This window comes from Streptococcus suis, assembly GCF_002964045.1.
Taxonomy (GTDB): Bacteria; Bacillota; Bacilli; order Lactobacillales; family Streptococcaceae; genus Streptococcus; species Streptococcus suis_U.
In genome coordinates this window covers 1-26,103 of record NZ_POPB01000354.1, presented here as the reverse complement: position 1 = coordinate 26,103, position 26,103 = coordinate 1, and the positions used below count along the sequence as shown (strand labels likewise).

General features: G+C 42.2%; 28 protein-coding genes. 2 read left to right on the top strand and 26 right to left on the bottom strand.

Going from position 1 to position 26,103, the window contains the following annotated elements; genetic code table 11:
- Nucleotides 1-242: 242 nt before the first annotated feature.
- The 24 genes from C1E99_RS08445 to miaA form a co-directional block, all read right to left on the bottom strand.
- Entirely contained in the window at nt 243-653 is a 411-nt protein-coding gene (locus C1E99_RS08445) for a VOC family protein (RefSeq protein WP_105207265.1), read from the bottom strand.
- Between the two features lie 97 nt (nt 654-750).
- Entirely contained in the window at nt 751-1,197 is a 447-nt protein-coding gene (locus tag C1E99_RS08440) for a VOC family protein (RefSeq protein WP_105207264.1), read from the bottom strand.
- A 96-nt stretch (nt 1,198-1,293) separates the two neighbouring features.
- Complete coding sequence (ldcB, locus tag C1E99_RS08435) at nt 1,294-2,115, bottom strand: LD-carboxypeptidase LdcB/DacB (protein WP_105207263.1); 822 nt, start codon at nt 2,113-2,115, stop codon at nt 1,294-1,296.
- A gap of 173 nt (nt 2,116-2,288) precedes the next feature.
- Nucleotides 2,289-3,053, bottom strand: a complete 765-nt coding sequence (locus C1E99_RS08430) for a CPBP family intramembrane glutamic endopeptidase (protein WP_105207262.1) — start codon at nt 3,051-3,053, stop codon at nt 2,289-2,291.
- Nucleotides 3,054-3,158: 105 nt separating this feature from the next.
- Nucleotides 3,159-3,845: a YjjG family noncanonical pyrimidine nucleotidase gene (locus tag C1E99_RS08425; protein WP_105207261.1), complete on the bottom strand. Its 687-nt coding sequence runs from the start codon at nt 3,843-3,845 to the stop codon at nt 3,159-3,161.
- 190 nt (nt 3,846-4,035) lie between these two features.
- Nucleotides 4,036-4,887, bottom strand: coding sequence for a dTDP-4-dehydrorhamnose reductase (gene rfbD, locus C1E99_RS08420; RefSeq protein ID WP_105207260.1), 852 nt, complete (start codon nt 4,885-4,887; stop codon nt 4,036-4,038).
- Nucleotides 4,888-4,941: 54 nt separating this feature from the next.
- Entirely contained in the window at nt 4,942-5,988 is a 1,047-nt protein-coding gene (gene rfbB, locus C1E99_RS08415; protein ID WP_044688980.1) for a dTDP-glucose 4,6-dehydratase, read from the bottom strand.
- Nucleotides 5,989-6,348: 360 nt separating this feature from the next.
- Nucleotides 6,349-6,834 carry a phosphoribosylanthranilate isomerase gene (locus C1E99_RS08410; protein ID WP_105207259.1) on the bottom strand — a complete coding sequence of 162 codons (486 nt, stop codon included), beginning with the start codon at nt 6,832-6,834 and terminating at the stop codon, nt 6,349-6,351.
- A complete protein-coding gene (locus C1E99_RS08405; RefSeq protein WP_105207258.1) occupies nt 6,834-7,427 on the bottom strand; it encodes a dTDP-4-dehydrorhamnose 3,5-epimerase family protein in 594 nt (197 codons plus the stop codon). The genes C1E99_RS08410 and C1E99_RS08405 overlap by 1 nt, the downstream gene beginning before the upstream one ends.
- Complete coding sequence (gene rfbA / locus C1E99_RS08400) at nt 7,427-8,296, bottom strand: glucose-1-phosphate thymidylyltransferase RfbA (RefSeq protein ID WP_105106412.1); 870 nt, start codon at nt 8,294-8,296, stop codon at nt 7,427-7,429. The genes C1E99_RS08405 and rfbA overlap by 1 nt, the downstream gene beginning before the upstream one ends.
- 103 nt (nt 8,297-8,399) lie before the next feature.
- On the bottom strand, nt 8,400-9,224 hold the full coding sequence (locus C1E99_RS08395; RefSeq protein WP_105207257.1) for a ZIP family metal transporter: 825 nt from the start codon (nt 9,222-9,224) through the stop codon (nt 8,400-8,402).
- 103 nt (nt 9,225-9,327) lie between these two features.
- Complete coding sequence (locus tag C1E99_RS08390) at nt 9,328-10,122, bottom strand: Nif3-like dinuclear metal center hexameric protein (protein ID WP_105207256.1); 795 nt, start codon at nt 10,120-10,122, stop codon at nt 9,328-9,330.
- Nucleotides 10,109-10,795 (bottom strand): tRNA (adenine(22)-N(1))-methyltransferase, encoded by a 687-nt coding sequence (locus tag C1E99_RS08385; RefSeq protein WP_105207255.1) that lies wholly within the window; start codon nt 10,793-10,795, stop codon nt 10,109-10,111. The genes C1E99_RS08390 and C1E99_RS08385 overlap by 14 nt, the downstream gene beginning before the upstream one ends.
- Before the next feature lies 1 nt (nt 10,796).
- Complete coding sequence (locus C1E99_RS08380; RefSeq protein WP_105207254.1) at nt 10,797-11,471, bottom strand: DnaD domain-containing protein; 675 nt, start codon at nt 11,469-11,471, stop codon at nt 10,797-10,799.
- Between the two features lie 16 nt (nt 11,472-11,487).
- Nucleotides 11,488-12,429, bottom strand: coding sequence for a homoserine O-acetyltransferase MetA (gene metA / locus C1E99_RS08375; protein ID WP_105207253.1), 942 nt, complete (start codon nt 12,427-12,429; stop codon nt 11,488-11,490).
- A 103-nt stretch (nt 12,430-12,532) separates the two neighbouring features.
- Nucleotides 12,533-13,045, bottom strand: a complete 513-nt coding sequence (locus C1E99_RS08370; RefSeq protein WP_105207252.1) for an adenine phosphoribosyltransferase — start codon at nt 13,043-13,045, stop codon at nt 12,533-12,535.
- A 27-nt stretch (nt 13,046-13,072) separates the two neighbouring features.
- Nucleotides 13,073-14,209 (bottom strand): DUF3114 domain-containing protein, encoded by a 1,137-nt coding sequence (locus tag C1E99_RS08365; RefSeq protein ID WP_238146222.1) that lies wholly within the window; start codon nt 14,207-14,209, stop codon nt 13,073-13,075.
- On the bottom strand, nt 14,209-16,422 hold the full coding sequence (recJ, locus tag C1E99_RS08360) for a single-stranded-DNA-specific exonuclease RecJ (RefSeq protein WP_105207250.1): 2,214 nt from the start codon (nt 16,420-16,422) through the stop codon (nt 14,209-14,211). The genes C1E99_RS08365 and recJ overlap by 1 nt, the downstream gene beginning before the upstream one ends.
- A gap of 217 nt (nt 16,423-16,639) precedes the next feature.
- Nucleotides 16,640-18,187: a cardiolipin synthase gene (cls, locus tag C1E99_RS08350; RefSeq protein ID WP_105207248.1), complete on the bottom strand. Its 1,548-nt coding sequence runs from the start codon at nt 18,185-18,187 to the stop codon at nt 16,640-16,642.
- A gap of 78 nt (nt 18,188-18,265) precedes the next feature.
- Nucleotides 18,266-19,021, bottom strand: a complete 756-nt coding sequence (locus C1E99_RS08345; protein ID WP_105207247.1) for an SDR family NAD(P)-dependent oxidoreductase — start codon at nt 19,019-19,021, stop codon at nt 18,266-18,268.
- Complete coding sequence (rnz, locus tag C1E99_RS08340; RefSeq protein ID WP_105207246.1) at nt 19,018-19,947, bottom strand: ribonuclease Z; 930 nt, start codon at nt 19,945-19,947, stop codon at nt 19,018-19,020. Before rnz ends, C1E99_RS08345 begins: the two co-directional genes overlap by 4 nt.
- A gap of 10 nt (nt 19,948-19,957) precedes the next feature.
- A complete protein-coding gene (locus C1E99_RS08335) occupies nt 19,958-20,587 on the bottom strand; it encodes a cystathionine beta-lyase (protein ID WP_105207245.1) in 630 nt (209 codons plus the stop codon).
- A complete protein-coding gene (hflX, locus tag C1E99_RS08330; RefSeq protein ID WP_105207244.1) occupies nt 20,571-21,821 on the bottom strand; it encodes a GTPase HflX in 1,251 nt (416 codons plus the stop codon). Before hflX ends, C1E99_RS08335 begins: the two co-directional genes overlap by 17 nt.
- Nucleotides 21,814-22,698: a tRNA (adenosine(37)-N6)-dimethylallyltransferase MiaA gene (gene miaA, locus C1E99_RS08325; RefSeq protein ID WP_105207243.1), complete on the bottom strand. Its 885-nt coding sequence runs from the start codon at nt 22,696-22,698 to the stop codon at nt 21,814-21,816. The genes hflX and miaA overlap by 8 nt, the downstream gene beginning before the upstream one ends.
- A gap of 68 nt (nt 22,699-22,766) precedes the next feature.
- Between miaA and C1E99_RS08320 the strand changes: the two genes are divergently transcribed.
- The gene (locus C1E99_RS08320; protein WP_002941416.1) at nt 22,767-22,937 is read left to right on the top strand and encodes a DUF3042 family protein; all 171 of its coding nucleotides are present in this window, start codon (nt 22,767-22,769) and stop codon (nt 22,935-22,937) included.
- A gap of 491 nt (nt 22,938-23,428) precedes the next feature.
- Here the strand turns inward: C1E99_RS08320 and C1E99_RS08315 are convergent, their stop codons facing one another.
- Nucleotides 23,429-24,595, bottom strand: coding sequence for an MFS transporter (locus C1E99_RS08315; RefSeq protein ID WP_105207242.1), 1,167 nt, complete (start codon nt 24,593-24,595; stop codon nt 23,429-23,431).
- 199 nt (nt 24,596-24,794) lie between these two features.
- Between C1E99_RS08315 and C1E99_RS08310 the strand changes: the two genes are divergently transcribed.
- Nucleotides 24,795-25,943, top strand: coding sequence for a cobalamin-independent methionine synthase II family protein (locus C1E99_RS08310; protein WP_105207241.1), 1,149 nt, complete (start codon nt 24,795-24,797; stop codon nt 25,941-25,943).
- On the opposite strand, the gene C1E99_RS08305 is transcribed toward C1E99_RS08310, so the two are convergent.
- Nucleotides 25,913-26,103 (bottom strand): hypothetical protein (locus C1E99_RS08305; RefSeq protein ID WP_161951177.1); only part of this gene is annotated, 191 nt, incomplete at its 5' end. The genes C1E99_RS08310 and C1E99_RS08305 overlap by 31 nt on opposite strands.

Here is a 26,103-nt window from a genome sequence, read left to right as displayed (position 1 = left end):
TCTTTTTCCTCCTTTATCTAACCTGAACAATTAGATTATAACAGGAAAAAGAAATGGAAGCTCAAAGCCTTGTCAGCCACCAGCATAGCTGGTGGTTTTCTTGTTTTTCTCTATGAGAAAAACTGGCTCGAAGCCATAGCAAAATAAACCAGATTTCCTCGTCGAAATCTGGTTTTCTTTTAAACTGAAGATTTAAATTTTTCTTAGACTCTTTTTAAGATTCAAATGAAATCTGAAGCATTCTAGTTAATTTTTACATCCCATTTGATGCCAAATTGGTCTACCAAATGTCCATAGTAATCTCCCCAAGGCTGTACTTCTAATGGATAAACAACTTGACCTTTTTCAGATAAGGCATTAAAAATGCGTTGACCTTCAGCTTCTGAATCAACCTCTACAAACAAAGAATATGCTTGTGGGTGTTGACGTAAGTCCTCTGGAACATCTGGAGAGTCATTTCCTTTTAATTGATGGTCACCGATATTGATTGCAACATACAGTACGCGTTCACCTTCTGGAGTTCCATCTAATTCAGGCATCATGGCTTTCATACGTACGATTGGGCTGACAAATTCTGTCTGGAACACCTCTTTATACAAAGAAAACGCCGCTTCTGTCTGACCATTAAAAATCAAACCTGTCGTTACTTTCATCTAATTTTCCTTTCAAATCCTACTTCAACTAAATAAAGAGAATAGGTCTCAAGATAAATCAAATACCCTGAAACCTAATCTCTAAAAAATGTTGATATTATTCTTGTTCAGCATAGTATTCTTGACCGTAGTCTGCAACTTCAGCATTGACTTGCCAGTGGATACCGAATTTGTCTTGCAATGAACCATAAGCAGGTGACCATGGCACAGCTTGCAAATCCATTGTAATTTTCATAGCACCTTCAGATAGTTTGGTAAACAAGTCTTTGGCAGTTTCAGCATCATCCGTAATCAAGGCAACTGTAATGTTTTCACCAACTGAGTAAGGCATTTCTGGGTTATTGTCAGAAAGCATGAACCGTTGTCCGTTCAAACGGAATTGGGCATTCATGACAAAGTTTTCTAATTCTGCTGGACAGTCTGGCAAGAAATCTTTGAACAAGTTAACTTGTTCCACCTCTGCACCAATTGCGTTTTTGTAGAATTCAATTGCTTCTAAACCATTGCCATTTGTTACCAAATATACTTCCATTGTTTTTAGCATGGGATACCTCCAAAGTTTGATAGCTCATTATATCACGAGTTAGTTATACGGACAATTTTTTTGATTAAGAAAAGGTTGGGGGCACCAACCTTTTTATTATTCATATCCTCCACCTGGAACACCGAAGTATTCTTCCAATGTCAGGCCAGAATTGTAAATATCTGTTGCTTCCTGTCCGATGTATCGTACATGCCAAGACTCCGCCATATAGCCAGTGCTATATTCTTTACCAGGCAGATAGCGAACAATAAAGCCATAGCGATGAGCATTTGAAGCCAGCCACTGGGATGCGGCAGGTTCTTCTAATAAATTCCCCGAACTATCAAGCAAATCAAAGGCGAGACCAGTTTGATGTTCACTGTAACCTGCACGTGCAGAATAGGTATCTGCTGCCGCTTGCCCCTCTTGGTTCACATAAGATTGATATAAACCAGCTTGAGTATCATAGGAACGAAAGCCACTGTAATTATTGGATATTGCAAATCCCTGAGCTTGCATATCTGCAATCAGTTTTTGAAACGCTGCCAAAGCTTGTGGATTTTCTCCAGGAGCATAACTCGGAGAAAGAGGATGCTTTTTATTGGCAATAATAATTTCGCCATACTTTCCTTGCACACTATAATAATTGCCATTAAATGTAGCTTTGGTATTGGCTGTACCATTTTCTATAGTAGTTTCAGTATTTGAAGTTGTCTGAGAATTAGAATCTACACTGGAGCTTGATTCACTAGAATTTACATCAACTTGCTCTTGTGTTGAGCTTATCTGACTATTAGAAGACGAAGCTACTGTCGAACTCGCCTGATTTTTAGAAGACGAAGTTGCTGCCGAACTTGCCTGACTACTCGCACCAGTTTCTTGTCTACAAGCTACGAGAATTATTAACATAGGAATAAGAAGACCTATCCTTTTTTTCATTTCACATTCCCCCAATCCTGTTATAAATATCTATTGAATAGTATACCATATTTGAAAAAAATATTAAACAAATACATGATGATTGATAATGAACGAATTTCAGATAAGCGCATTTATCATAATAAACCTAAATTATTGATAGCAACTTGAATTTGACTGGTACTGTAAACGAATTAACCCGCAACAAATAGATAGAAAAAACTCGTGCCTACCATATCTGCAAATGCATGACCTAAGAAAAACGGTAATAAATTATCATTCTTACGCGTGTACATGAAGTAATAGAATAAACCGAAAACTACTCCAATAATGAGTGCAGACGGAAGACCTTGGTAAGTATGAAATGAGACTCGTACAATAGTTGAAAAGGCGAGTATCCATGGTCGATACTTTTTATTGGTACTTAGCAGTAAGCCGAGAAAGAAAAATTCCTCATAGAATCCATTCATCAATGAAAATAGAACACGGCTTGGACTTAATGTAGCGAATTTTTCAATAACACTCGAAATGCTCCAATCATAGTATGGAAAATATCCTAAATATGTAAAATTATCCGTCAGACTTGGGAACAGGTCAAAAACATCAAAGGCTAAGTCACAAAGAAAGCCTGCACCTAAGAAGATGGCAGGAGCCCATAAAAGGACATTCCAATGAAGTTTGACTTTCAATTGTTTGAAATCAAAGCGACGAATGAAGAGATAAATTAAAGCAATTGCGAGCAGCTTTAATTCATTTCCGATAGCCCACCAGTCATCGGATGAACTAAAGGAGCTGACACTTGCATCAACTGCTTCTGTTGCTGAGAAGGATGCAATCCACATTTGAGTCGATGTGATGATTGAATTTCCCCAAATAATCGCAGTCAAAATAAGCAAATCAAACCATCTTAATTCTTTCAATGGTTGTTCCGGACGAATTTTCTTTAGTAAGTTTTTCACCTTACTCTCCTTAAAATAGATTTCATTTCAAAAATCGATTGGTTATGTTTATGTTTATAGTTTACAGTTCGTTCCTTAAATTTATTTTATAAAACAAAATAATTTCTAAACTAATATATCCAATAGTTCTTGGTAACTTGAAATAATATAGGTTGGCTGAGCCTGACCTAGCTTTTCAAGCTGCATTGGGTTGTACCACACCGAGTCCATGCCTACATTATTGGCACCCTGGATATCAGCAGTCAAGCTGTCTCCAATCATGAGAAATTGACTCATATCCAAACATCCAATCTGCTCTGCTATTTTTTCATAAAAATCTGCCAAAGGTTTTTGTGTCCCCATCTTCTCCGAAATAAAAACTTGTTCAAAGTAGGGTAGAGTAGGTGAGTTTAGGAGACGATTTTCCTGGATATAGGTCACTCCATTTGTAGCAGCATAAAGTTTGTAACCACAGTCACCCAGTTCTTGTAGCAGTCGGTCTGCACCATCAAAAATTTGCCCTTGTTTACCGATAAATTCCTGATAGCGAAGGGCCATTTCTTGACCATCCACTTCACGACCAAAATGTGCAAAAGTTTTTGAAAATCGTGTATTAATCAGCTCTTTTTTAGTGATGAGACCTTTCTCTAAGTCCTTCCACATGCCTTGATTGAGGGGACGGTATACTTCTTTAAAAGCCACAATATCCTCCACTTGCATGGATTCTAAAAATTGTGTCAAGGCAACTTCTTCACCAAGATTGAAATCTAGGAGGGTGTGGTCTAGATCAAAAAGTATATGATGATAGTTCAAAATAGGGCTAATCCTTCCTAATATAAGCATGAAAATTCTGTCTAAAATATTGAGAAACTGTTGATTTACAAAAAAGCGGGGATTGCCCGCTCGAAGTGAATGGAAAAGAAAATCTGACTTGATGTCATAATGAAGCCAATATAGCAACCATATAATCTTTATCTATTTAATAATCTAATAGCATATACGTTTATTTCTTTTCCTGCTTATAGAATGCTTCCAAAGCTTCTTGCCAAGTTGGGATGACAAAGCCTGTGGCTTTTGCCTTGTCCAAGCTCATGGTTGAGTTGAATGGACGTTTTGCCTTAGCTGGGAATTGACTAGAATCCACTGGCAATACCTTGGTGTTGGTATCCTTTAGGATTTCTGTAGCGAAGTCAAACCAAGTTGTATCTTCTGATGAATCGTTTGACAAATGGTAGTAGCCAAATGCTTGCTTGGTGTCCACCAAGTGTACCATGAATTCCGCAAGAGTACGTGTCCAGGTTGGACGACCGTGCTGGTCGTTAACAACCGTCAAAGTATCGCGGGTTTCCGCAAGATTTTGCATGGTGAAAACAAAGTTTTTACCGTAGTTACCAAAGACCCAAGCCGTACGAACAGTGTAGAACTTGTCTGCAAACTTCTCGACTGCTTCCTCACCCAAACGCTTGGTACGACCGTATTCAGATTGTGGATCTGGCTGGTCATCTACTTGCCACTCTTGACCGACTGGCAAATCACCATTGAAGACATAGTCCGTTGAGATATAAACGAGGGTTGCACCGTATTTTGCTGCTGCCTTGGCAACATTTTCAGAGCCTGTTACGTTAATCTTGTAGTTGAGTTCTTTGCCTTCGTCTTCAGCCATATCAACAGCTGTATAGGCTGCACAGTGGTAAACAACGCTTGGTTTGACTTCTGCAAAAAAGGCATCCACCTTGTCTGCATCCGTGATGTCCATTTCTGCTACGTCAGCAGCAACGTACTCAACACCACGCTCATCCAAGAGATAACGCAACTCTGTACCCAACTGGCCATTTGCACCTGTAATTAAAATCATATTTGCTCCTTATTTCAAGAAAGGCTTGGGCATGAGCCCCAGCCTTCGATTGTTTTATTTAATAACTTCCTGCGTCTTAGCATAGTTAGCTTCAACGGCTTCTTTTTCAGCCTTCCACCAGTCTTGGTTGTCTGTGTACCACTGGATCGTTTCTTCCAAACCTTTAGAGAAGTCTGTGAATTGTGGTGTCCAGCCTAGCTCATCACGTAGTTTGCTTGCGTCAATAGCATAGCGCAAATCGTGTCCTGCACGGTCAGTCACGTGGTCATAAGCATCTTTTGGTTGACCCATTTTTTCAAGAATCAATTCAAGCACTTCTTTGTTGTTCTTCTCACCGTCAGCACCGATTAGGTACGTTTCACCCATACGGCCTTTTGTCAAGATTGCCCAAACACCAGTCGAGTGGTCGTTGGTATGAATCCAGTCACGGACGTTTTTACCTTCACCGTATAGTTTTGGCTTGATACCTGCCAAGATGTTGGTGATTTGGCGTGGGATAAATTTCTCGATGTGTTGGTATGGACCATAGTTGTTTGAACAGTTTGAAATGGTTGCTTTGACACCAAATGAACGCACCCATGCTTTGACAATCAAGTCTGATGCAGCCTTGGTTGATGAGTATGGTGATGACGGGTTGTAGTTGGTTTCTGCAGTGAATTTCTCACCTGGACCCTCACCATGACCTGGCAAATCTTCACGCAAAGGAAGGTCGCCATATACTTCGTCAGTTGATACATGGTGGAAACGGATGTCGTATTTCCGAGCCGCTTCAAGCAAGGTATAAGTACCGATAAAGTTGGTATGGATGAATGGGCTTGGATCGTTGAGGGAGTTGTCGTTGTGGCTTTCTGCTGCGTAGTGAACGATTGCATCTGCCTTAGCTGCCAGTTTGTCAACCAATTCAGCATCTGCAATATCACCAACAACCAGCTCAACACGGTCACCAAGAATAGCTTCTAAGTTAGCCTTGTTTCCTGCATAAGTAAGTTTATCCAAAACAGTTACGTGAACGTCTGGATGATTGTTATAAACATAGTGTACAAAGTTTGAACCGATGAAACCAGCTCCACCAGTTACGATAATATTTTTAAATTGAGACATTTTTTTCTCCGAATTTTTCTTTTTTTGATAGTTTCCTTAAGTAGTGGGGACGCCAGCAAACCTTCGGTTTCATGGCTAAATTTTGAACCTATGGTTTCAAAATTTCCCTGCAAGATTGCGTAAAACGTAATCTCGGAACCTGTATTCACAAGTGAAGTGCTTTTATATAAGAGATAGTTTTTCGCTAATCAAGGCAGTTTTTTGAGGAAGTACTGACTGTAATCTGAAAAAAACTAACGATGAGTAGCTGAAAAAATAGCCTTAGATGAAGGTACTGAACTATGAATCCAGGTTCCTATTTTCACTACGGCGGAAACTATCGCTATTGGCTCGCTATGCTCGCCCTCTTTGATTGCCAGACTACCTCAAGATTTCTTTCAAGTAAGCAATCTTGGCAAAGTCTTTTTGATTGTTATTTTCTGCTCGGTAGGAATCTTTTGAAGAGGCTTGGTAGATTTTTAGGTATTGTTCAAGTGTCGGTAGGTAATAGCGAACACCTGCTGTTTCTAGTTCTTCCAAATCTTCGAGCTCTACTCCAGCAAATTCAGGCAGTGAATGTAGGCCTCCGAATTCAACAGATAAGCCGTCTTTATGAAATTCATGTTCATGACGGTCAACAAGGACATAACCAAGTTGATTCATCATGGCTATCAGCTCATCTGCACGGTAAATCCGTTCGTCGTCTGGGGCTTCCCAGCCACGCGGATCACTTGGAACATGAATATCCAAATCTCCTGCCTGCCAGTCCCTCCCTGTGCGACTTTCCAAACCAACTGAGCCCATTAACAAGGGAGTGATTCCTAACTTGTTTAACTGCTCTGCTATTTCCAAAAAGGCTTGAAACATTAGAGGTCCTCTTTTCTCAAAGGCTTCACATCTTTGAGAAGTGGGTGATTTTTATCTGCCTCTGAAACTTCCGCTTCTTCTAGGTTTTCCCACTGGATGTCGAGGCTAGGGTCAGCGTAGTTGACGAAGGCATACTTAGGCTTGAGTTCCAAAGCCCAGTAGTCGTTGACCAAGTAACTGTAGGATACAAAGTCTGACAAAACTTGGAAACCATTGGCTACGCCACGCGGAACGAAGATACCTTTTGAAGCATCGATAACGGTTTGGTAGGTGTTGCCGAAGGTTTCGCCTTCACGAAGATCGACCCAAGTTCCCAAAACCTTACCGCCGTCCGCTACGGAGATATATTTATCCCAAGGCTCTGCGTGAAGACCACGAAGAACGTTTTTGCGAGAGAAGGAAACATTATTTTGTAATTTCCCTTCTGCAAAGAAGCTTTCAGGGAAGCCGAGAGGCAACATTTTTTCCTTTTGGAAGTTCTCCTTAAACCAGCCACGGTTGTCGCCATGAACAGGAATGTCGAATTCTAACATTCCAGGAATAGCTTCAACTGGGTGAGCTGCTAGTGTTTTACCGAAAAAGTTTTCTGTCATTAGGCTTCTCCAATCAAACGGAGCAAGTATTGTCCGTATTCATTTTTCTTAAGTGGCTGTGCCAATTCATGTACTTGTTCTTTTGTAATGTAGCCCATGCGGTAGGCAATTTCTTCCAAGTTAGCCACTTGAACGTTTTGCAAACGTTGAACCGTTTCAATGTACTGTGCAGCTTCCAAGAGGCTTTCATGCGTACCTGTATCCAACCAAGCAAATCCACGGCCCATGAGTTCCACAGACAAGTCGCCACGGTCTAAGTAAGCCTTGTTGACATCTGTGATTTCCAACTCGCCGCGAGGTGAAGGCTTGATATTTTTCGCAATCTCTACAACATCATTGTCATAGAAGTAGAGACCAGTAACAGCAAAGTTTGATTTTGGTACCTCTGGCTTTTCTTCGATGGAAATGGCGTTCATGTCTGCGTCAAATTCTACAACGCCAAAGCGTTCTGGATCTTTAACTTGGTAACCAAAGACAGTCGCACCCTTTTCTTTGCTAGCAGCCCGTTGCAACATCTTAGTTAAACCGTTTCCATGGTAGATGTTGTCACCCAAGATTAAGGCAACATTGTCATCTCCGATAAATTCTTCACCGATGATAAAGGCTTGCGCCAAGCCGTCTGGACTTGGTTGTTCAGCATAAGACAAAGTAATGCCTAGTTCAGAACCATCTCCCAACATATCCTTGAAACGTGGAAGATCTTGCGGAGTTGAGATAATCAAAATTTCTTTAATTCCAGCCAACATAAGTGTTGACAAGGGATAATAAATCATTGGTTTGTCATAGATAGGCATCAATTGTTTTGAAGCCGCTCGTGTCAGAGGATAAAGGCGTGTACCTGAACCACCTGCTAGAATAATACCTTTCATATAAGAGTACCTTCCCTAAAACATATTTAGTTCATTATACCATATTTTCAAAGATAAAGTCATAAGAAAAAAGCCCGAACATCAGACTTCTTCCTCTTATTTCTTAGCCAAGTGCAACATCCAGAACCATCATAATGATAAACCCAGCCATGAGCCCAAGTGTTGCAATGTCTGTATTGCCATTTGTTTGTGATTCTGGTATCAATTCTTCCACAACCACAAAAATCATAGCGCCAGCTGCAAAGGACAAAGCGTAAGGCAAGATTGGTGTCATATAGGTTACTGCCACCGCGCCAATCAAAGCCGCAATCGGCTCAACAACGGCTGACATAGAACCCCAATAAAATGCCTTCCAACGTGAAGCCCCATCTGTCCGAATAGGAATAGCCAAGGCTGCTCCTTCAGGGATATTTTGCAAGCCAATCCCAATCGCAAGCCCTAAAGCACCTACAAAGGCAGCTGGACTATAATTAGAAGCCAAGGCACCAAATGTCACTCCGACAGCCAAACCTTCAGGAATGTTGTGAATGGTAATGGCTAAAAAAAGCAGAGCTGTCTTCGACAGATTTTTTCTGTTCTTCTCGTCGCCACCTTCTGCTTGATCCTTGTCATGTCCCAAGTGTAAATGCGGTACCCAGGCATCCACCAAACGCAAGAAAATACCACCGACTGCAAAACCAACTGCTGCTGGAATCCAAGCCAGACTGCCATAAGAAGCTTCAGCATATTCAATCGACGGAGCCAGCAAGGACCAGAAAGAGGCCGCAATCATAACACCTGCCGCAAAGCCTAACATGGTATCTAGCAACCGACGACTGACCGTCTTAAAGAAAAAGACAATGGCTGAACCCAGAATAGTACAAAACCATGTAAATAGACCACCAATTAAAGCCTGGATGACCACAGACTGTTCCGAAAACCAAGACATATCTCAACTCCTTTTTAATCATGCATATTTCAATAATTAGGATATCCTAATTTACAAAAAATTGCAAGAACAATTTTATAAAAAAAGTTGCAAAACGCAACTCCTACAAATGTCTAAATGGATTGGTCGAAACGGTTGAAGGAAGAATTTCCACATCCCAGCCCTCTTCTGCCTTCCAAGTTTCCAACAAATCTGCAATTTTCTTGATAAATAAAGCTTCGATATGGTGACCTGGATCAATCGCCAGCAAACCTTGTGTCAACATATCCTGACCCGTATGGTAGTAAATATCGCCTGTAATGTAAACATCTGCCCCCTTGGCAAGAGCCTCATAGTAGTAGGAACCACCACTGCCACCACAAATTGCCACACGACTGACATACTGTTTGGCTTGGTGACCGTAGGTCACCAGACGAACAGCATCTAGACCAAAGACTTCCTTTACTTTCAAAGCCAATTCCTCCAAGGTCTGCTCTGCTATTGTCCCCACACGACCAAGCCCCTGCCCCTCGGCAGTTTCAATCAAGTAGCTAGTATCCTGAATCCCCAGAAGGTCGCAGAACCAGTCGTTGAGGCCGCCGTCCACCACATCAATGTCCGTATGGCTGACATAGACCGCAATGTCGTGCTTAATCAAATCAAGATACATTTTTGTTTGCGGATTATCTGCCACCAAATCCTTAATCGGACGGAAAATCGGAGCGTGCTTGACGATAATTAGGTCCACCTGCTTGTCGATAGCCTCCGCCACCGTCGTTTCACGAATGTCCAAAGCCACCATGACCCGACGGATGTCCTTCTTGAGTGTGCCGATTTGCAACCCCTTGACATCACCTTCCATAGCCAAAGCCGGCGGACAAAAAGCTTGATAACGCTCGATCACTTTACTTGCTAACATGAAGCACCTCCTGAATTTGTTGGATTTTTTGAGAAATGGCAGAGCGGTCAGCCTGGCGTTCAAGAGGCACTTGTTCCAAGGCATAGGTCAACTTGTCTAGCTCCTTGAGCCACTTCTTCTGGAAGGTCGCAGACTGCTCTTCCAGCAAATAAGGACCAAACCGCAACTGGTCTGCAGTCAAGTCAACATTTCCTTTCTCCGCTACCAAGATTTCATAAATCTTATCATTTTCTTCCAAGATTTCCTCCGCAACAAGCTGAAAATCATGGGCGACCAGCCAACGACGGACATCATCTTCACGGTTGTTGGGCTGCAAAACCAATCGCTCTACAGAAACCAGCTTGTCCTTACCAGCCTCAAGAATTTCTGCAATCAAGCGCCCCCCCATACCTGCAATGGTCACAGTGGTTATGTGGTCAGCCTGCTCCACTGCTGCCAGACCATTTGCCAAGCGGACTGAAATCTTGTCTGATTGATCTGCCTGCTCAACATTTTGAAGAGCTGACTGGTAGGGACCTTGGACCACCTCACCTGCGACCGCAAAATCAATCTTACCCTGTTCCACCAAAAAAAGAGGGAGATAAGCGTGGTCACTCCCTACATCTGCTAATCGAGCCCCTTGAGGCACATAGGAGGCTACTGCCTCTAATCGTCTTGATAATTTTGTTTCCATATTAATCTTTCCAAAGATTCATCGCATCAAGAAAGTCACTAGATACCGTTACATTCTTAGGAATCTGAACTTCTCTTTCTGCATTTTTTGCCTCTACCTGGGCAACTGTTGTAATGCCTTCACGGCGCCAGTTGCGCAGAATGGCTTGAATATACTTCCAATTGGTCTTATTGTTAAAAACAGCTTCCTTGAGGGCCGTACGAACCAAGTCAACAGACACCTTATCATCTTCAATTGTTTTCTGTAAGTCCTCGATTTCGAATGGGGATAAAAACCGTCCCAACTCTCTCTCAAAATCTCCGACCAAGGTCTTCAAATCGTTTTCTGTATGCTGTTCTTTGACTGGTTCTTTAGGACTCATCAATTCGTCCAGTCTCTCCAAGGCTGGAAAGGCATCGAAAATCATTTCAATCTCACCAGCAATACTAATGGTTTTAAAATCTAAAAGTCCTGCTTCTTGTAAATTTTCAATCGATTGATTGACCTGAGCCACTGTTTTACCTGTTGCTTGTGCAATTTCACTCGGTGCCAAGGACTCTATGGATGAGGAATTTTGATAAAAGAAAAATTGCCAAATCAAAAAGTCATCCGCAGAAGGAAAAAGCTCTTGGTAATGAAACAAAATGGCCGCAGGTAGAACCAAGTGTCCTTGCCGATAGTGTTGTGTAATGTTCATATTACCTCTTTAAATATTAAAGACTTGCTGAAAGCGCAGACTGTTCATAGGTTTTCCAATCGTATGGCGTTTCTTGATAGACAGCATAGTTGACCCAGTTGGTAAAGAATTGCGCTGCTGGTAAGTTCCATGATAAGGAAGGTCGACTTGTTGGATCGTTGTCTTTAAAATAATTTTCTGGTACATGGGGATTTTTACCTGCCAAGCAATCGCGCTGATATTCTTTAGCTAGTGTATCTCGGTCATACTCCAAATGTCCAAAGCTATAAACTTCTCTCAAATCCTTACTAGCTAAGATAGACAATCCAACATCCTCCCCTTTTGAAAGAACGAGTAAATTTTTTAAATGGGAAATATCTTCTTCTTTGACCTCTGTATATCGGGAATGAGGCGAACGAAATTCGTCGTCGAATCCACGCATTAAGGAACAAGTTGGATGAGAAACTTCCTGACTATAGACTCCGGAAAGTTTCTGCGCCATTGCATGCTTTGGTACACCATAGCGTGCATACAAGCCAGCCTGAGCCCCCCAGCAAATATGTAAGGTCGAATAAACATGAGTTTTAGACCATTCAAAGACCTGAGTCAGTTCTTGCCAATAATCCACTTCTTCAAAGGGGAGATTTTCCACTGGAGCACCCGTGACAATCAATCCGTCAAAAAATCCATCTTTGACCTGTTCAAAGGTTTTGTAAAACTGTTCCAAGTGGTCAGAATGGGTATTTTTTGACTCATGGCTTGCCATACAAAGAAATTCCACTTCCAATTGCAAGGGTGTATTCGCCAAAAGACGGAGCAACTGAGTCTCCGTCACAATTTTCTGTGGCATGAGATTGAGAATTAAAATCTTGATGGGACGGATGTCCTGATGACTGGCACGGACACTGTCCATGACAAAAATATTCTCTTCTCTCAAAATATCAACTGCTGGTAATGATTTTTCAATTTTAATTGGCATATGCTACCTCCTGAGTTTCTTATCTTTATTATAAGACAGGATGGTATGCAATTCAATTAGAAGAAAATAAGTACCAGTTATAAGATTTGGCTATAACAATGAACTAAAAATGCATCAAGACTTTATAGTCGTAGTCGCCAATCGCTTCACGGCCTTTCAGCTCATCCAGCTCAATCAAGAAGGCACAGCCAGCTACAATACCACCAAGTTTTTCAATCATTTCGATGGTTGCTTTGACAGTGCCACCTGTAGCCAACAAATCATCAACAATCAGTACACGTTGACCTGGTTTGATAGCATCCGCATGCATTGTCAAGGTATCGACACCGTACTCTTTCTCGTAGTCAGCAGAGATAACTTCGCGTGGCAATTTGCCTGGCTTACGAACAGGCGCAAAACCAATTCCCAATTCAAAGGCAACTGGACAACCAACGATGAAACCACGCGCCTCTGGACCAACAATCATATCAATTTGCTTATCTGTCGCGTATTGAACAATTTCACGCACTGCATAGCTATAGGCATTCCCGTCAGCCATCAGTGGACTGATGTCACGGAACTCGATACCTTCTTTTGGATAGTCAGGAATAGTTGCGATGTAATCTTTTAAATTCATTTTCGTCTCTCTTTAAATTTTTAATTTTTACTCTTTATTATACCATGAAATTAGTTTTTGGTACATTTCAAATCTTATATCTTTGGCAAATCGCCTACCCAAGCTAGCTACAAGCGCAGCTCTGCTATGTCCCTTATGGGAAAAATAGCCTTGGGAATTGAAATAAGATTGTTCCCAAGCTGTCTGATTAAGCTTGCTTTTATGCTTAGAAATGCGAGTAGGAGAAAGATAGGTCCCAGCTTTAGACCTAATCATTTTCTTACGAAAAGGAGGGTCATGCGGACCGACTGGAGCCATGTCTAACTGGTAATGGCGCTGATTATTGGCTCTGGCATAATTGAAAGAGGCTCCATTGACAACACCGTTTTTAGAAGGTCTTTCTTCTAAAATCAAGGCAATTTGTCCTTCTTGTGCCAGGATGAATTCGCTATGAAATCCAATCAAGACCTTAAGATTGATGGGTAATATTTTTTTCTCATCCCTAGCAAAAAATTGCTTATTATGCAGTCGGGCAGATTCCCTCAAACGATAGGACCAACGAGGCAGACTAGCTAGGTAGGCTACCAAGGCCTGCCAATCTGATTTTCCTTGTCCATAGTGCTGACGCACCCAAGTCGCCTGCTGGTAGGAAATCAGATAGCGCAATTGATGGACTTGTTTGCTCAGTTCACCATTCTTCGCCAGCTCCTGACCAGGAAAGGCTTTGTCAATTAAGTCAGCAAACAAGCGCCAGAAAGGATGGTGTGGAGGACAGTTACCGTCCATTTTCTCTAGCAAGTCCGGCAGGTGGCTATGGTGTAGTTCTTCTGGAGCTTCCAACATCACCATAATCTGCTCTAGCAAACTCAGTGCTTTTTCTTTGGTCATAGACCAACTTTCAGCCTTTAACAACTTGTAAAAACTGGTCGAGGCAAAAATCGAAAGCTCATCCATGAAGTTTTGGACAAAGACTAGAATTTCATTTTGTGGCATTTTCAGTAAATCTTTAAGAAATGCCTTGTAAATCGCCTTTTCTGACCACCCTCTGCTCCTCAATTCTGTCAAGGCTTGCCGGACTGGTTCAACTTCTTCCAAGGTTTTCAAGGCTTTTTTCCGGCGATTGATGTATCTAATTAACATAAAGATACCCCATAAAACCAGAAGACCGAGAAATACAGTCATCATCAAGCTCGTCCACATAGCCAGTCATAGATTTCCTGAACCGTACCAAGTGCCATCAACTCTTGCTGGATAACGGTTTCCTTCAAGTCTTGGTAAATCTGACTTTCTGCGATTTCCCGTTTCCGTGCCTCTTTATTAACTCGCATGACACCGTCTGTGATGGTAACAAATTCCAATTCTTGGAATATCTGAATCATTTTGACCAAGAGGGTATCCTTGATTTTCAAGTAAGAGGCTAGGTCTTTCAATTTATACCGCACATCAAACTCGTCAAACTGGTAGATGGTCTTGTACAATTTGGCAAACTGGTCACGGCTACCATAGCCATCTAGATAGTAAGGCTTGGCAATCTCGTTTTTAAAGTAAATTGCCTCAAAGTCATTTTCTTGGAAATAGCTGCGCAGACTGCTGATGTCCTCTGGCAAACTAGCTAGGACAACCGCCTTTTCATCCGTCGCTGGATTGGCCACATCCACAAGAGGAATTCCAACTGGAAGCTGATGTTGTTTTCCGCGAATGTTGTAGAGTTGAACACCATTGACCCTGGCATCCACTAGCATGAGCTGGAGACTGGTATTGCCATTCCACTTATTGACTGAGAGAGTAACGGCCAACTCCAAGTTTTTAGCCTGAGAAAATTCCAAGGCAAGATTGCCCTTGCCAAAAGCCACCACATCAAAACCAGCCGCCCCTTTGGTAATACGAAGTTTGAGGTGGGCATTATTCTGCCCCATGGTCCGCGCAGATTCCACTTGGAAATCCTTGACATAGAAAATCGGCTTTTTATTGTCCATGCCGTAGGGTGCTAATTTTTCAAAGGACTTTAGAGTATCAAGAGTTAATTCTTCCAAGTCCAATTCTTCATCTAAGACAAGGGAAGATTTGCTAGACAAGTCCAGCTTGTTCTCAATGATGTAGGCTGTCAGTGTATCGGCCAACTGGTCCAATTTTTCCACTTCCAGGGTCATACCAGCGGCACCAGCATGGCCACCAAAGGCGATAAAGAGGTCTTGATGGTCTTTGAGGGCCTGGAAAATGTCCACAGCCTCAACTGAGCGGGCTGACCCTTTGGCTTTTCCATCTTCAATGGACAAGACAATAACAGGCTGGTGCAATTCTTCAAGCAAACGACCCGCAACAATTCCTAGAACACCTGGATTCCAGCCCTCTTTAGCTAGAACTTGCACAGGTCTATCAGAACGAAGCATGGACTTGGCCTCATCATAGATAGCTTGAACGACATCCTTACGCTCGACATTCTTACTGTCAATCACGAGAGCAATCTCATGGGCTTCTTCATCGTCAAAACCAGTCAATAATTCGATGGCTGGATTTGGATCATCCAGACGTCCCAGAGCATTCAATCTCGGAGCAAGTTGGAAACCAATAGTTTCTTCGTCAATACTGTCAACATCAATTCCTGCAATTTTGAATAATTCCTGAAGACCTGCTCGCTCAGTTTGTTTAAGAAGAGAAAGACCGTACTTGACCATAACACGATTTTCGCCTGTTAGGCTAACCATATCAGCGATAGTACCAATGGCAACCAAGTCTAGCAAGTCTGCATGAACCGTTTCAAGAAGAGCACAGGCCAGTTTAAAAGCCACACCACAACCAGCTAGGTGTTTGAAGGGATAGTTACCCTCTGGATGTTCTGGGTGAACAATGGCATAGGCGTTGGGAAGAGTTTCCTGCATGGAATGGTGGTCAGTCACGACAACATCGACACCCATTTCCTGAGCATAGGCAATGGCTTCATGACCCGCAACGCCATTATCCACCGTCACAATCAGAGAAATGCCCTGTTGCTCGATAAAATACTTATAAACCGACTGGTTGGGACCATAGCCATCTGTAAAACGGTTTGGAAGATAGACCTGGACTTCTGCTCCCATTTCCTCCAAGGTTTCCTTGAGGATTGATGCCGATGTCATCCCGTCCGCATCATAATCCCCATAAATCAAGATTTGTTCATAATCTTCAATGGCACGACGGATTCGCTCTACCGCCTTGTCCATATCGTGAAGTAAGTAGGGGTCATGAAGATCTTCTAGGCTTGGTTGTAAAAAGGCTTGCAAAGCTTCCGCTGACTGAATGCCACGTTCGTAGAGTAACTTTGCAGCTACAGGATCCAATCCTTCTTTTTTTGCAACTTTGATAAATTGTTCATCAGAAAAACCGGTCAATAATTGCCAGTCATAGTTGGGGTTTATCACGTTTTTTACTCCTTTAATACTCTTCGAAAATCAAAAGCAGACGTTGTTGACTTGATTTGATGAACATCAGTTCGATCTGCATCTGCGTCGCCTAGTCTGTTTTTGATTTTCATTGAGTATAAGCTATCCTACTATTATACCATTTTCAAAGAAAAATGGAGCAAGGTAAACTCAAATCAAGCAGTTGAGTCCTCGCTCCATAAAAGATTTAATGCGATTACAGCAATGGGGAAATGATATTCATCAGTGCACCAGCTAGTCGCTTATACCAAGGATAGGTATTTTCAAAACCGACCAAGGTGATTCGCTCAGATTGGGCAAAGGAGTCCTCGAAATCCTGTAAAATATCTGCCAAGACCTGCTTGTGGTTGTAGACATACAAACCACACTCAAAATTGAGATAGAAGGAGCGGAAATCCATATTGACTGTGCCTACAGTTGCCTTCTTATCATCGACTAAGACAACCTTAGAATGGACAAATCCTGGAGTAAATTCGTAGATTTCAATTCCTGATTCCAGGTAGGTTCTAAAATCTGTCCGAGCGGCTAGATAGGCTGACTGCTTGTCGTAGATATGAGGCAAGAGCAGTTTGACCCTTACGCCACGTTTTGCGGCATAGGTCAGGTTGTCAATCATCTCGTCATCCAAGACCAAATAAGGGGTCATGATATAGATGTAGTCTGTCGCCGACTGAATCATGTCCAGATAGACCCGCTTGGCAACTTCATCATTATCAAATGGACTTTCTCCATAGGCCAAGAAATAGCCCTCACCGTCAACGACTTCTGTCTCAGCTTCACGCGCCGCTTTCAAGTATTTCAAGTCGTCAGTTGGCTTTTTCTCATTGTGGTTCCACATCTGCAAGAACATGAGGGTAAAGTTGGACACTGCCTCGCCCTTGATCATGATGGCCGCATCCTTCCAGTAGCCAAAACGCTCCCGCTTATTGATGTATTCGTCTGCAATATTGACACCACCCGTGAAGGCCACCTTGCCATCAATGACCGCAATTTTACGGTGATCACGGTTGTTCTGAACGGTCGATAAAGCAGGGATAATCTGTGAGAATACTCGAGTTTTAATACCGTAGGAACGCAGGGTCTTGTAATAGGTATAAGGCAAGGTGCTGAGGGAATTCATTCCATCATACATAAATCGGACTTCCACACCCTGGGCTGCTTTTTTCTTCAGTATATCCAAAATCGATTCCCACATATAGCCGAAATCCACGATGAAATACTCCATAAAGATATAACGCTCTGCTTTTTTCAACTCCTCCAACAAGGCCTCAAACTTAGCTTCTCCTGATGAGAAATAAACCGCGTCGGTATTGGTATGAAGAGGATAGCCGACATACTCACTCATGTAGTGAGCCAACTTCAACTGCTCCCTGTCTTCTTTTGCCAGACCTTTCATCACCTTGTCAGAGGTCTTACCATACTGACGCAAAATCTCTGCCTGTCGCTGAAAGGTTTTTCGATAGCGTCGGGTCTCAATATTGGACTGCAGGATAAAGTAGAATAAGGCTCCAAAAATGGGAATACCAATGACAAAAATAATCCAGGTCAGCTTAAAGCTAGCGTTCATAGGGCGATTGATAATAGAAATGGCTATAATAATGGAAAAAATCTGCAATACGGTCAACATAGCCGGAACATACACAGCTAGTGAGCCAACTGCCCAAAATATTGCTACTACCGTCAGAACGATTAAACTCAATACGATAAAGGTTCGACTATAAATCAATCTCCAAAGTTTCTTCATTTCTCCTCCACTAATAGTTAATTTCAATTATTATACAAGGAATTTTCAAAAAAATCTATGCTAACCTAGATTTTCTAGCTATTTATAATTAAATACTGTGCTGGCTAGATAGTCCGCCAGTCTTGGAAAAAGCGTATAGAGTTTATGAGCAGTTGCTAGTGACCAAGGCAGATTGATGTCTCGCTTTTTCGTCCCCATAGCCGAAACAATCTTCTTGGCAACATAGTCTGGTTGCAGCAAGAAAGCCTTGACGCTCTCTTGATAGCTTCCATCCGGGTCAGCCTGATCGAAAAAGCTGGTTGCGATTGGACCTGGATTGACCGTAGTAACTGTCACACCATACTGGGCTAATTCCAAGCGAATGGTATTGGAAAAACCCATAGCTGCAAACTTGGTCGCCGAATAAACAGATGACTTGCTTGAAGCAATCAAGCCTGACATGGAAATAATATTGATCATCTGCCCGCTCCGTCTGGCCTTCATCCGTTTGCCTACTAAACGGCACATGGTCATCAGGGCAAAAGTATTGATGTCAAACATAGCCTGCACCTGCTGGCTGGAAAAATTCTCAAAATCATCGTAAATGGCATAGCCAGCATTATTGACTAAAATATCAATCTGACCAAACTGACTATCCAGTTCATCGAAAAATGCCGTCAGAGCTATTTCATCTCGGATGTCTACATCAAAGACAGCCTTTTTTTCATGGTAAGCATAGAGCTGCTCAATTTTTGCCACATCACGACCTAGTAAAATCAAAAAATCATCTTTCAGCAATGGCACCATTTCCTGTACCAAGCCACCAGAGGCACCTGTGATCAGAATGGTTCTCATAGCTCAATTTCCTCTAAATCCTTGACAATATGAACCTGCTCGAAAATAGTACTTGCATCTTTCCGTAATTGACTAATATCCTTGGATAAAAATCGTGGACTGATATGATTGAGTAAGAGCTGCTTGACACCAGCATCCTTGGCAACCTGAGCGGCTTCCATATTGGTCGAATGGCCATGCTTGCGAGCAATTTGTTCATCGCCTTTTCCGTAAGTCGCCTCATGCACCAGCACATCAGCATTGACAGCCAGACGCACACTGGCATGACACTTGCGCGTATCACCAAGAATGGTCACTACCTTACCAGGCCGAGGAGGAGAAATATAGTCACTCGCGATAATTTCAGTCCCATCTTCTAGCGTCACGTTTTGACCATTTTTAATTTTACCGAATAGGGGACCAAATGGTACACCTGCCGCGCGCAGAGCCTCTGCATCCAATGTCCCTTCCAAATCTTTCTGGATGACACGATAGCCGACACAAGGAATGGTATGGTCCAGCTTTTCAGCGAATACCGTGAATTTGTCCGTTTCTAGGACCTGACCTACCGTATCCACATCAAACTCATGAAAATGAATGCGATAAGGTAGGCGTGTCCCTGATACTTTCAGACTAGACAAAACAAATGAACGAATGCCCACAGGTCCATAAATATCAATATCAGTCTGCTCCTCGCTAGACTGGAAAGAACGGCTAGACAAAAAACCAGGCAAACCAAAAATATGGTCTCCGTGTAGGTGAGTGATGAAGATTTTTGCGACCTTTCGCGGACGAATAGAGGTTTCCAAAATTTGATTTTGAGTTCCTTCGCCACAGTCAAAAAGCCAAACCTGATTGATTTCATCTAAGAGTTTCAAGGCCAAACTGGATACATTTCGAGCCTTGGAGGGCTGACCAGCCCCCGTACCTAAAAATTGAATTTGCATTGTTTACTTTCTAATGTTTTATATATAAAATTGCAGAGCGACCCGACCAGGTGTAGTAATACTGACCAGCATAGCCGTCCGCAACTTCCAGCACTTCTTCCAGATTAAAGCCTGAAATCTTGACCAAACCTTCTCCAATCGCCACTTGGGTCAAAAGGTAGTCTGTTTCAACGTCCTCAAACTCGGCCTCCTTAAAGGGATTGGCTTTCATGAAAATCTTGCCCTCCTCCACAAAGATGACATAGTGGGGAAAGACTTGGGCGATTTCAAAGAGCAAACTTTCTGTCACTTCCTCTACACCTTCCGAAAAAACCTGGGCCAGACCGTCCGCCGACACATAGGCAAAGCCGAAAGACTTACCTGACAAATTAAGACGGACAAAGGGCTTGTCTTCAGCAAAGCTGGGTTCTTTTTGAAAAAGGCTCAGCTGCTGAGAAAGAGTCAGATAATAGTCCGTCGCCTCTTCTGCCCCTTGTTTCTGGTAGATTTCCGCAAAATAGGCATTGATAACCGAGGGCGGTGGCGTGATAAAATCCAGTTTTTGTTGGTCAGTCAAATCGGCTAATTTCTTAGCCAGATAGACCTTGTCCAGACTGGTAAAGCCACCGTATTTGATTGCCAAATTAAGATAATCTGTCATAAAATTCTTCCAACTTCCATTTATTGCTGGAAGCGATATAGCCTGATACCACTTCCACATCCTCTTCGTAGGTCCGATGTTCTATCAGTGCCAGGGTTGCCAAATCATGCAATTTATAAGATTCAGCAAGTGGCACCCTGACCTCAAATCGTTCAAACATGGTCTTTATCTTGGCCAAGACCATCATCTGAATATGGCCTTTGGCATTTTCATCCTTAGCGGACAGCATGACATGAGGAAACTGACTAGGAGTAAAGCTGTCATCGGTCTTGTCCAACTTGTTGTAGAGAGCTAGACGTGGAATGTCCAGCATATCCAGGTCTTTCAAAATATCCAAGACCACCTGCTCCTGCTCACTGTGATTTGGGTCAGAGGCGTCGATGACATGGAGCAAGAGGTCAACGTTCATGGACTCCTCCAAGGTGGACTTGAAGGCGGAAATCAACTCGGTCGGCAGGTCCTGAATGAACCCAACCGTATCGGTCAAGGTCACGTTGAACTTGTCAGCCAAGTTAATCTGCTTGGTCGTGGCATCAAGTGTGGCAAAGAGTTCGTCCGCCTCGTACTGTCGCTTATCCGTCATGGCATTCATGATAGTGGACTTGCCAGCATTGGTATAGCCAATCAAGCCGATTTTGAAGACGCCTGATTGCAGGCGGCGTTCACGGACAGTCGCTCGGTTCTTCTCCACTGTTTTGAGTTGGCGCTCAATGTCATGAATCTGGTTGCGAATGCTTCGACGGTTGAGCTCCAACTGGCTTTCACCTGGTCCACGAGAGCCGATACCACCTGCCTGACGGCTGAGCATGATTCCCTGTCCAACTAAGCGTGGCAACATGTACTTGAGCTGGGCTAGGTGGACCTGTAACTTGCCTTCGTGGCTCCGTGCCCGCATGGCAAAAATATCCAAAATCAGCTGCATACGGTCGATGACTTTGACACCTAAAATCTCTTCCAGATTGACATTCTGGCGGGGTGTCAGTCGGTTATTGACAATGACGGTATCAATCTCATCAGCTTCAACCATCTGGGCAATTTCTTCTAGTTTCCCTGAACCGACAAAGGTCTTGCTGTCGTATTTTTCACGTTTTTGAGTGTAGACTCCCTTGACCAGAGCGCCAGCCGTCTTAGCAAGGCTTTCCAACTCTTCCATGGACATGTCAAAGTTGTCTGTCTGCTGTAATTCCACTCCAACCAGGAGGGCGCGTTCTTGTTCTTTCTGGGTTTCAATCATTTAAAAATTCCTCCACGGCGGTGAAAATCTGCGACTTGTAATCTGGCTCGCCTACTGAGTAAAAGGGAACCTGCATCCGATTTCTGAACCAAGTCAATTGGCGTTTGGCAAAGCGGCGGCTATTTTGCTTGACTTTATCAATTGCTTCTTCTAGCGAAAGCTCACCTGAAAAATAAGGGAAAAACTCCTTGTAGCCAATTCCCATGGCCGCTTGGGCATCTGGGTGTTCTTGGTAGAGCCAGCTAACTTCATCTAGTAAGCCCGCCGCCATCATCTTATCCACTCGCTGATTGATGCGGTCGTAAAGGACCTGTCTGTCATCCGTCAGGCAGATGTAAAGTGGCTCATATCCTGACTCTGTATTTTCTAAGTTTTTGCCAAATTTTTTCAACTCTAACCCACGAATGATTCTCCGTCGGCTGTTGCCCTCGACCACCAAACCTGCCTGCTCTGCCATTGTTTCCAAATCCTCGTCAGACAAGCAGTCGAGTTCCGCCCGATAAGCAAGAACTTGCTCCTGGTCAACTTGACCACCCAGGTGGTAGCCTTCTAACAGACTTTGGATGTAAAGCCCTGTCCCACCCACGATAATAGGCAACTTGCCACGACTAGTAATGTCTGCAATTAAAGCCTTGGCTTCCGCTACAAATTCATAAGCCGAATAGCCCTCGGTCACATCTCGGACATCAATCAAGTGATGAACCGCAGCAGCCTGCTCTTCAGGACTAGCTTTTGCCGTACCAATATCCAGTTTGCGATAGACTTGCTGGCTATCACCGCTGATAATCTCTCCCTTGTAGCGCTGGGCCAACTCTATGCCAAGGGCAGTTTTTCCTACCGCTGTCGGTCCAATGACCACAATAACTTTAGTTTTCATCTTTTTCCTTGAAAATATTTTGTTTTTTCGCTAAAATCTATTATAACACAAGTAAAGGAGAAATAACTATGGCTAAAGGTTTTGGAAAAGGTTTCTTGACAGGTGTTCTTTCTACAGTTGCTCTTGCAGCAGGTGCAGTCTTCACCGTTCACAAAACAATCATTGAACCAGAAGAAAAGAAAGAAGCCTTCATTGAAGAAAATCGCAAAAAAGCTGCGCGCCGTCGTGTTGCACATTAATTTTTTTACAACTGCACAGGACAATAAGTTGGATTTAAGTTCATCGTCCATAAGCAAAAATCCTATCTCCTATATGGCGATAGGATTTTTTTGCGAACTTGTTTATTTTCAAAAACATAAAAATAAATGTTTTGAACACGTAAATACATTGTTGTGGTAGGAAAAAATTTTTTAAATATGTCAATTCAATCCATTTGAGTATTTTTAACTTTTAAATCATGTCAATTCAAAGCACTTCAGTATTTTTACTTTTTTAATAAGTCAATTCAATGCATTTGAGTATAATTAAATTTTTATATATGTCATTTCAATGCATTTCAGTTTTTTTATTTTTTTAAATATGTCATTTAACAATTTTGATGCATTTTAGATTTTTAAAGTGATTATTGCATTCTCTGAATCCCATTTCAGAATCATAAAATTTCCCAGCCTACTTGTCACATATAGTAAGCATATAATATAAAAAGGCTGGCCTAGACCAACCTAATCAACTATAAAATAACATCTTCTTTTTCAATCAGTACGATTGTCCACATCATAACTACTGTAACGAGAGCTAGAGCAATGATTAGAGGCAGCCAGCTATTAAATAAGGGGTAGCTGTAACCCAATAAACCTGGACCAACCGCTGCGATTAGATATCCACCAGTTTGCACCATACCCGAAAGTTGAGCCGTTGCCTGACTGGAACTTGTTTTCATGGAAAAACTCAACATCATATAGGGGAAGAGAGCTGCATTTGAAAAACTAAGAATAACATGTAAAAGGGACCAGAGGATAAAATTATTTGGTAAGATAGTCATCAAAGCTAGTCCTACTAAGGTTGCTGATGATGTACCAAGCATAATATTTCTACGTATTTCTTTAGTATGACGAGATAAGATGGATGGTATAATCATGGACATTGGTATAGCTGTCAAGTTAAAAATACCTGCCATCAGGCCTGCTTCTTCCTTAGAAAATCCGACTGACTGAGAAATAGTTGGTAACCAAGTAATTTCAGTATAAAAGAGAACAGACTGTAAGCCACCAAAAATCAGAAAAGCAATGGCCGTTTTATTTTTCCAAATTGAACTTGCTTGCCTATCCTGTTTTTTTACTTCAAAACGGTGATTATTACGGACATTGGGTAACCAGAGCAGAAAGGCTAACAAGACTACAGCTGTTATCAAGATGATAAAGGTCTGCCAAGAGCTTGCGGATACAATTGGAACAGCTAACATAGACGCAACAGTCGCCGCAACCCCCATTAATGTAATATATATGGTAGTATAGAAACCAATCTTATTTGGAAAATTTGCTGCGACTATACTGGGTAAGAGTACATTGATAAAGGAAATGGTTGCTCCAACCAACATAGTACCAAGAAATAAAGTAGGTAGATTAAACACTCGCATCCCAGAACCAAGAACCATGACCAATAGTACAAAGGCCATTAGCCTTTCCATTCCAAATTTAGCAGCCAGACGAGGTGCCAAAGAAGAGCAGAGCGCAAACATGATAAGAGGGATTGAAGTCAAAATTCCTAGCGAACTTACCTCAACTCCCAAACTGCTTGCAATATCTATTAGAATGGATGGCAAGGCTGTAAATGGAGCACGCATGACAACTCCTAACATAACAATTCCTGCTATAAGGAATGGGGATTGTTTTTTCATTTTTCACTCTCCTAAAATATACAACGTTCGGATTTTACACTCCTAAAATTATAACACACTTGATGTGTGAGCGAAAGGGATTTCTCTATTTCATTTTGTTATAGTTTCTAACTATATATTTTGCCACTTTTTAACTATTTTTCAAATGAGCATTTATAGGTTAGAATAGGTTCATCACAAATCGAAAGAGAGATTTTACATGACTACATCAAGATTTCAATTAGTAGGCTCACTACTACGTCCATCAACTTTAGGAGAATTCAAACGTCAAATCGAAGCTCGTGATGACATCAAATACCCATTCTATGATGACTTCGATGGTTACAAAGAAACAGAAGCTTCACTTATCCAAAAAATTGTTGCAGAACAAAAAGAAAACGGTTTGGATATCGTGACAGATGGGGAATTTGGCCGTTCAATGTGGCACCTTGATTTTCTCTGGGGCTTTGAGGGAATCGAACGCTACATTGCAGACCATGGCTATCCTTTCAAAGACCACGATGGGCAACCATACGAAACACGTAAGGATATCGGTCTACGTATCACTGCTCCACTTTCATCAAAAAATCATCACTACATTGAAATTTACCAACAAGTGAAAGAATTAGCTGGAGAAACTGTAACCAAACAGACTATTTTTGGTCCAGCCCATGCTTTTAATGAATTAACAATTTTCAATGGTCAAGTTGGACCAGATCAGGTTTACAAGTCTCGTGATGAATTGAAGGACGGTCTCATTGAAGCTTATAAGGAATTTTTAGATCAATACAAGGCTGCTGGTGGACAGATTATCCAGTTTGACGATTGCCTTTGGGAACTCTTCGACCCATCAAACCCAGTTCCATTCTTACCGCAAGATGATCCTGAGGCCTTAGGTGCGCTTGCAGATGAATTTATCGCTATCAACAACGCTGTTGCAGACTATGGTCATGAGATTGGATTAACAGTATGGACCCACAACTGCCGTGGTAACTATGAAAGCCGCTCTGCAGCTGGTGGAACTTATGAAGCTATTGCTGAGAAATTCCTTAAAAACCAACGATACAGTCGTTTCTTCCTAGAGTGGGATGATGAGCGTGCGGGTGATCTCAAAGCTCTAGAAAGCTTGCGTGATTCTGACGTTGAAGTTGTACTAGGCTTGCTTTCAAGTAAGACATCTGACTTGGATGATGAAGAACGAGTATATAGACTCCTTGAGGAAGCTAGTAAAATTATTCCAAAAGAGCGACTCTACTTGTCTCACCAATGTGGATTTGCATCGTGCGATTCAGGTAATGAATTGGCCATCCCTCAACAGTGGGCAAAAATTAAACAAGGTCAAGAAATTGCGGAGAAGTTTTGGTCGTAAGCCACTTCTTGATATTCGTGCATAAAAGCCCCGCCATTTGGCAGGGCTTCAGATTGAAGACAAACATCTCGCTTGATGTTTGTCTTTTTCTGTTTATTGGTCTGATAGTCCGTCTTTTTGCCAGAATAGTGGCTATTTGGACAAAATAAAAAGGCTTCCC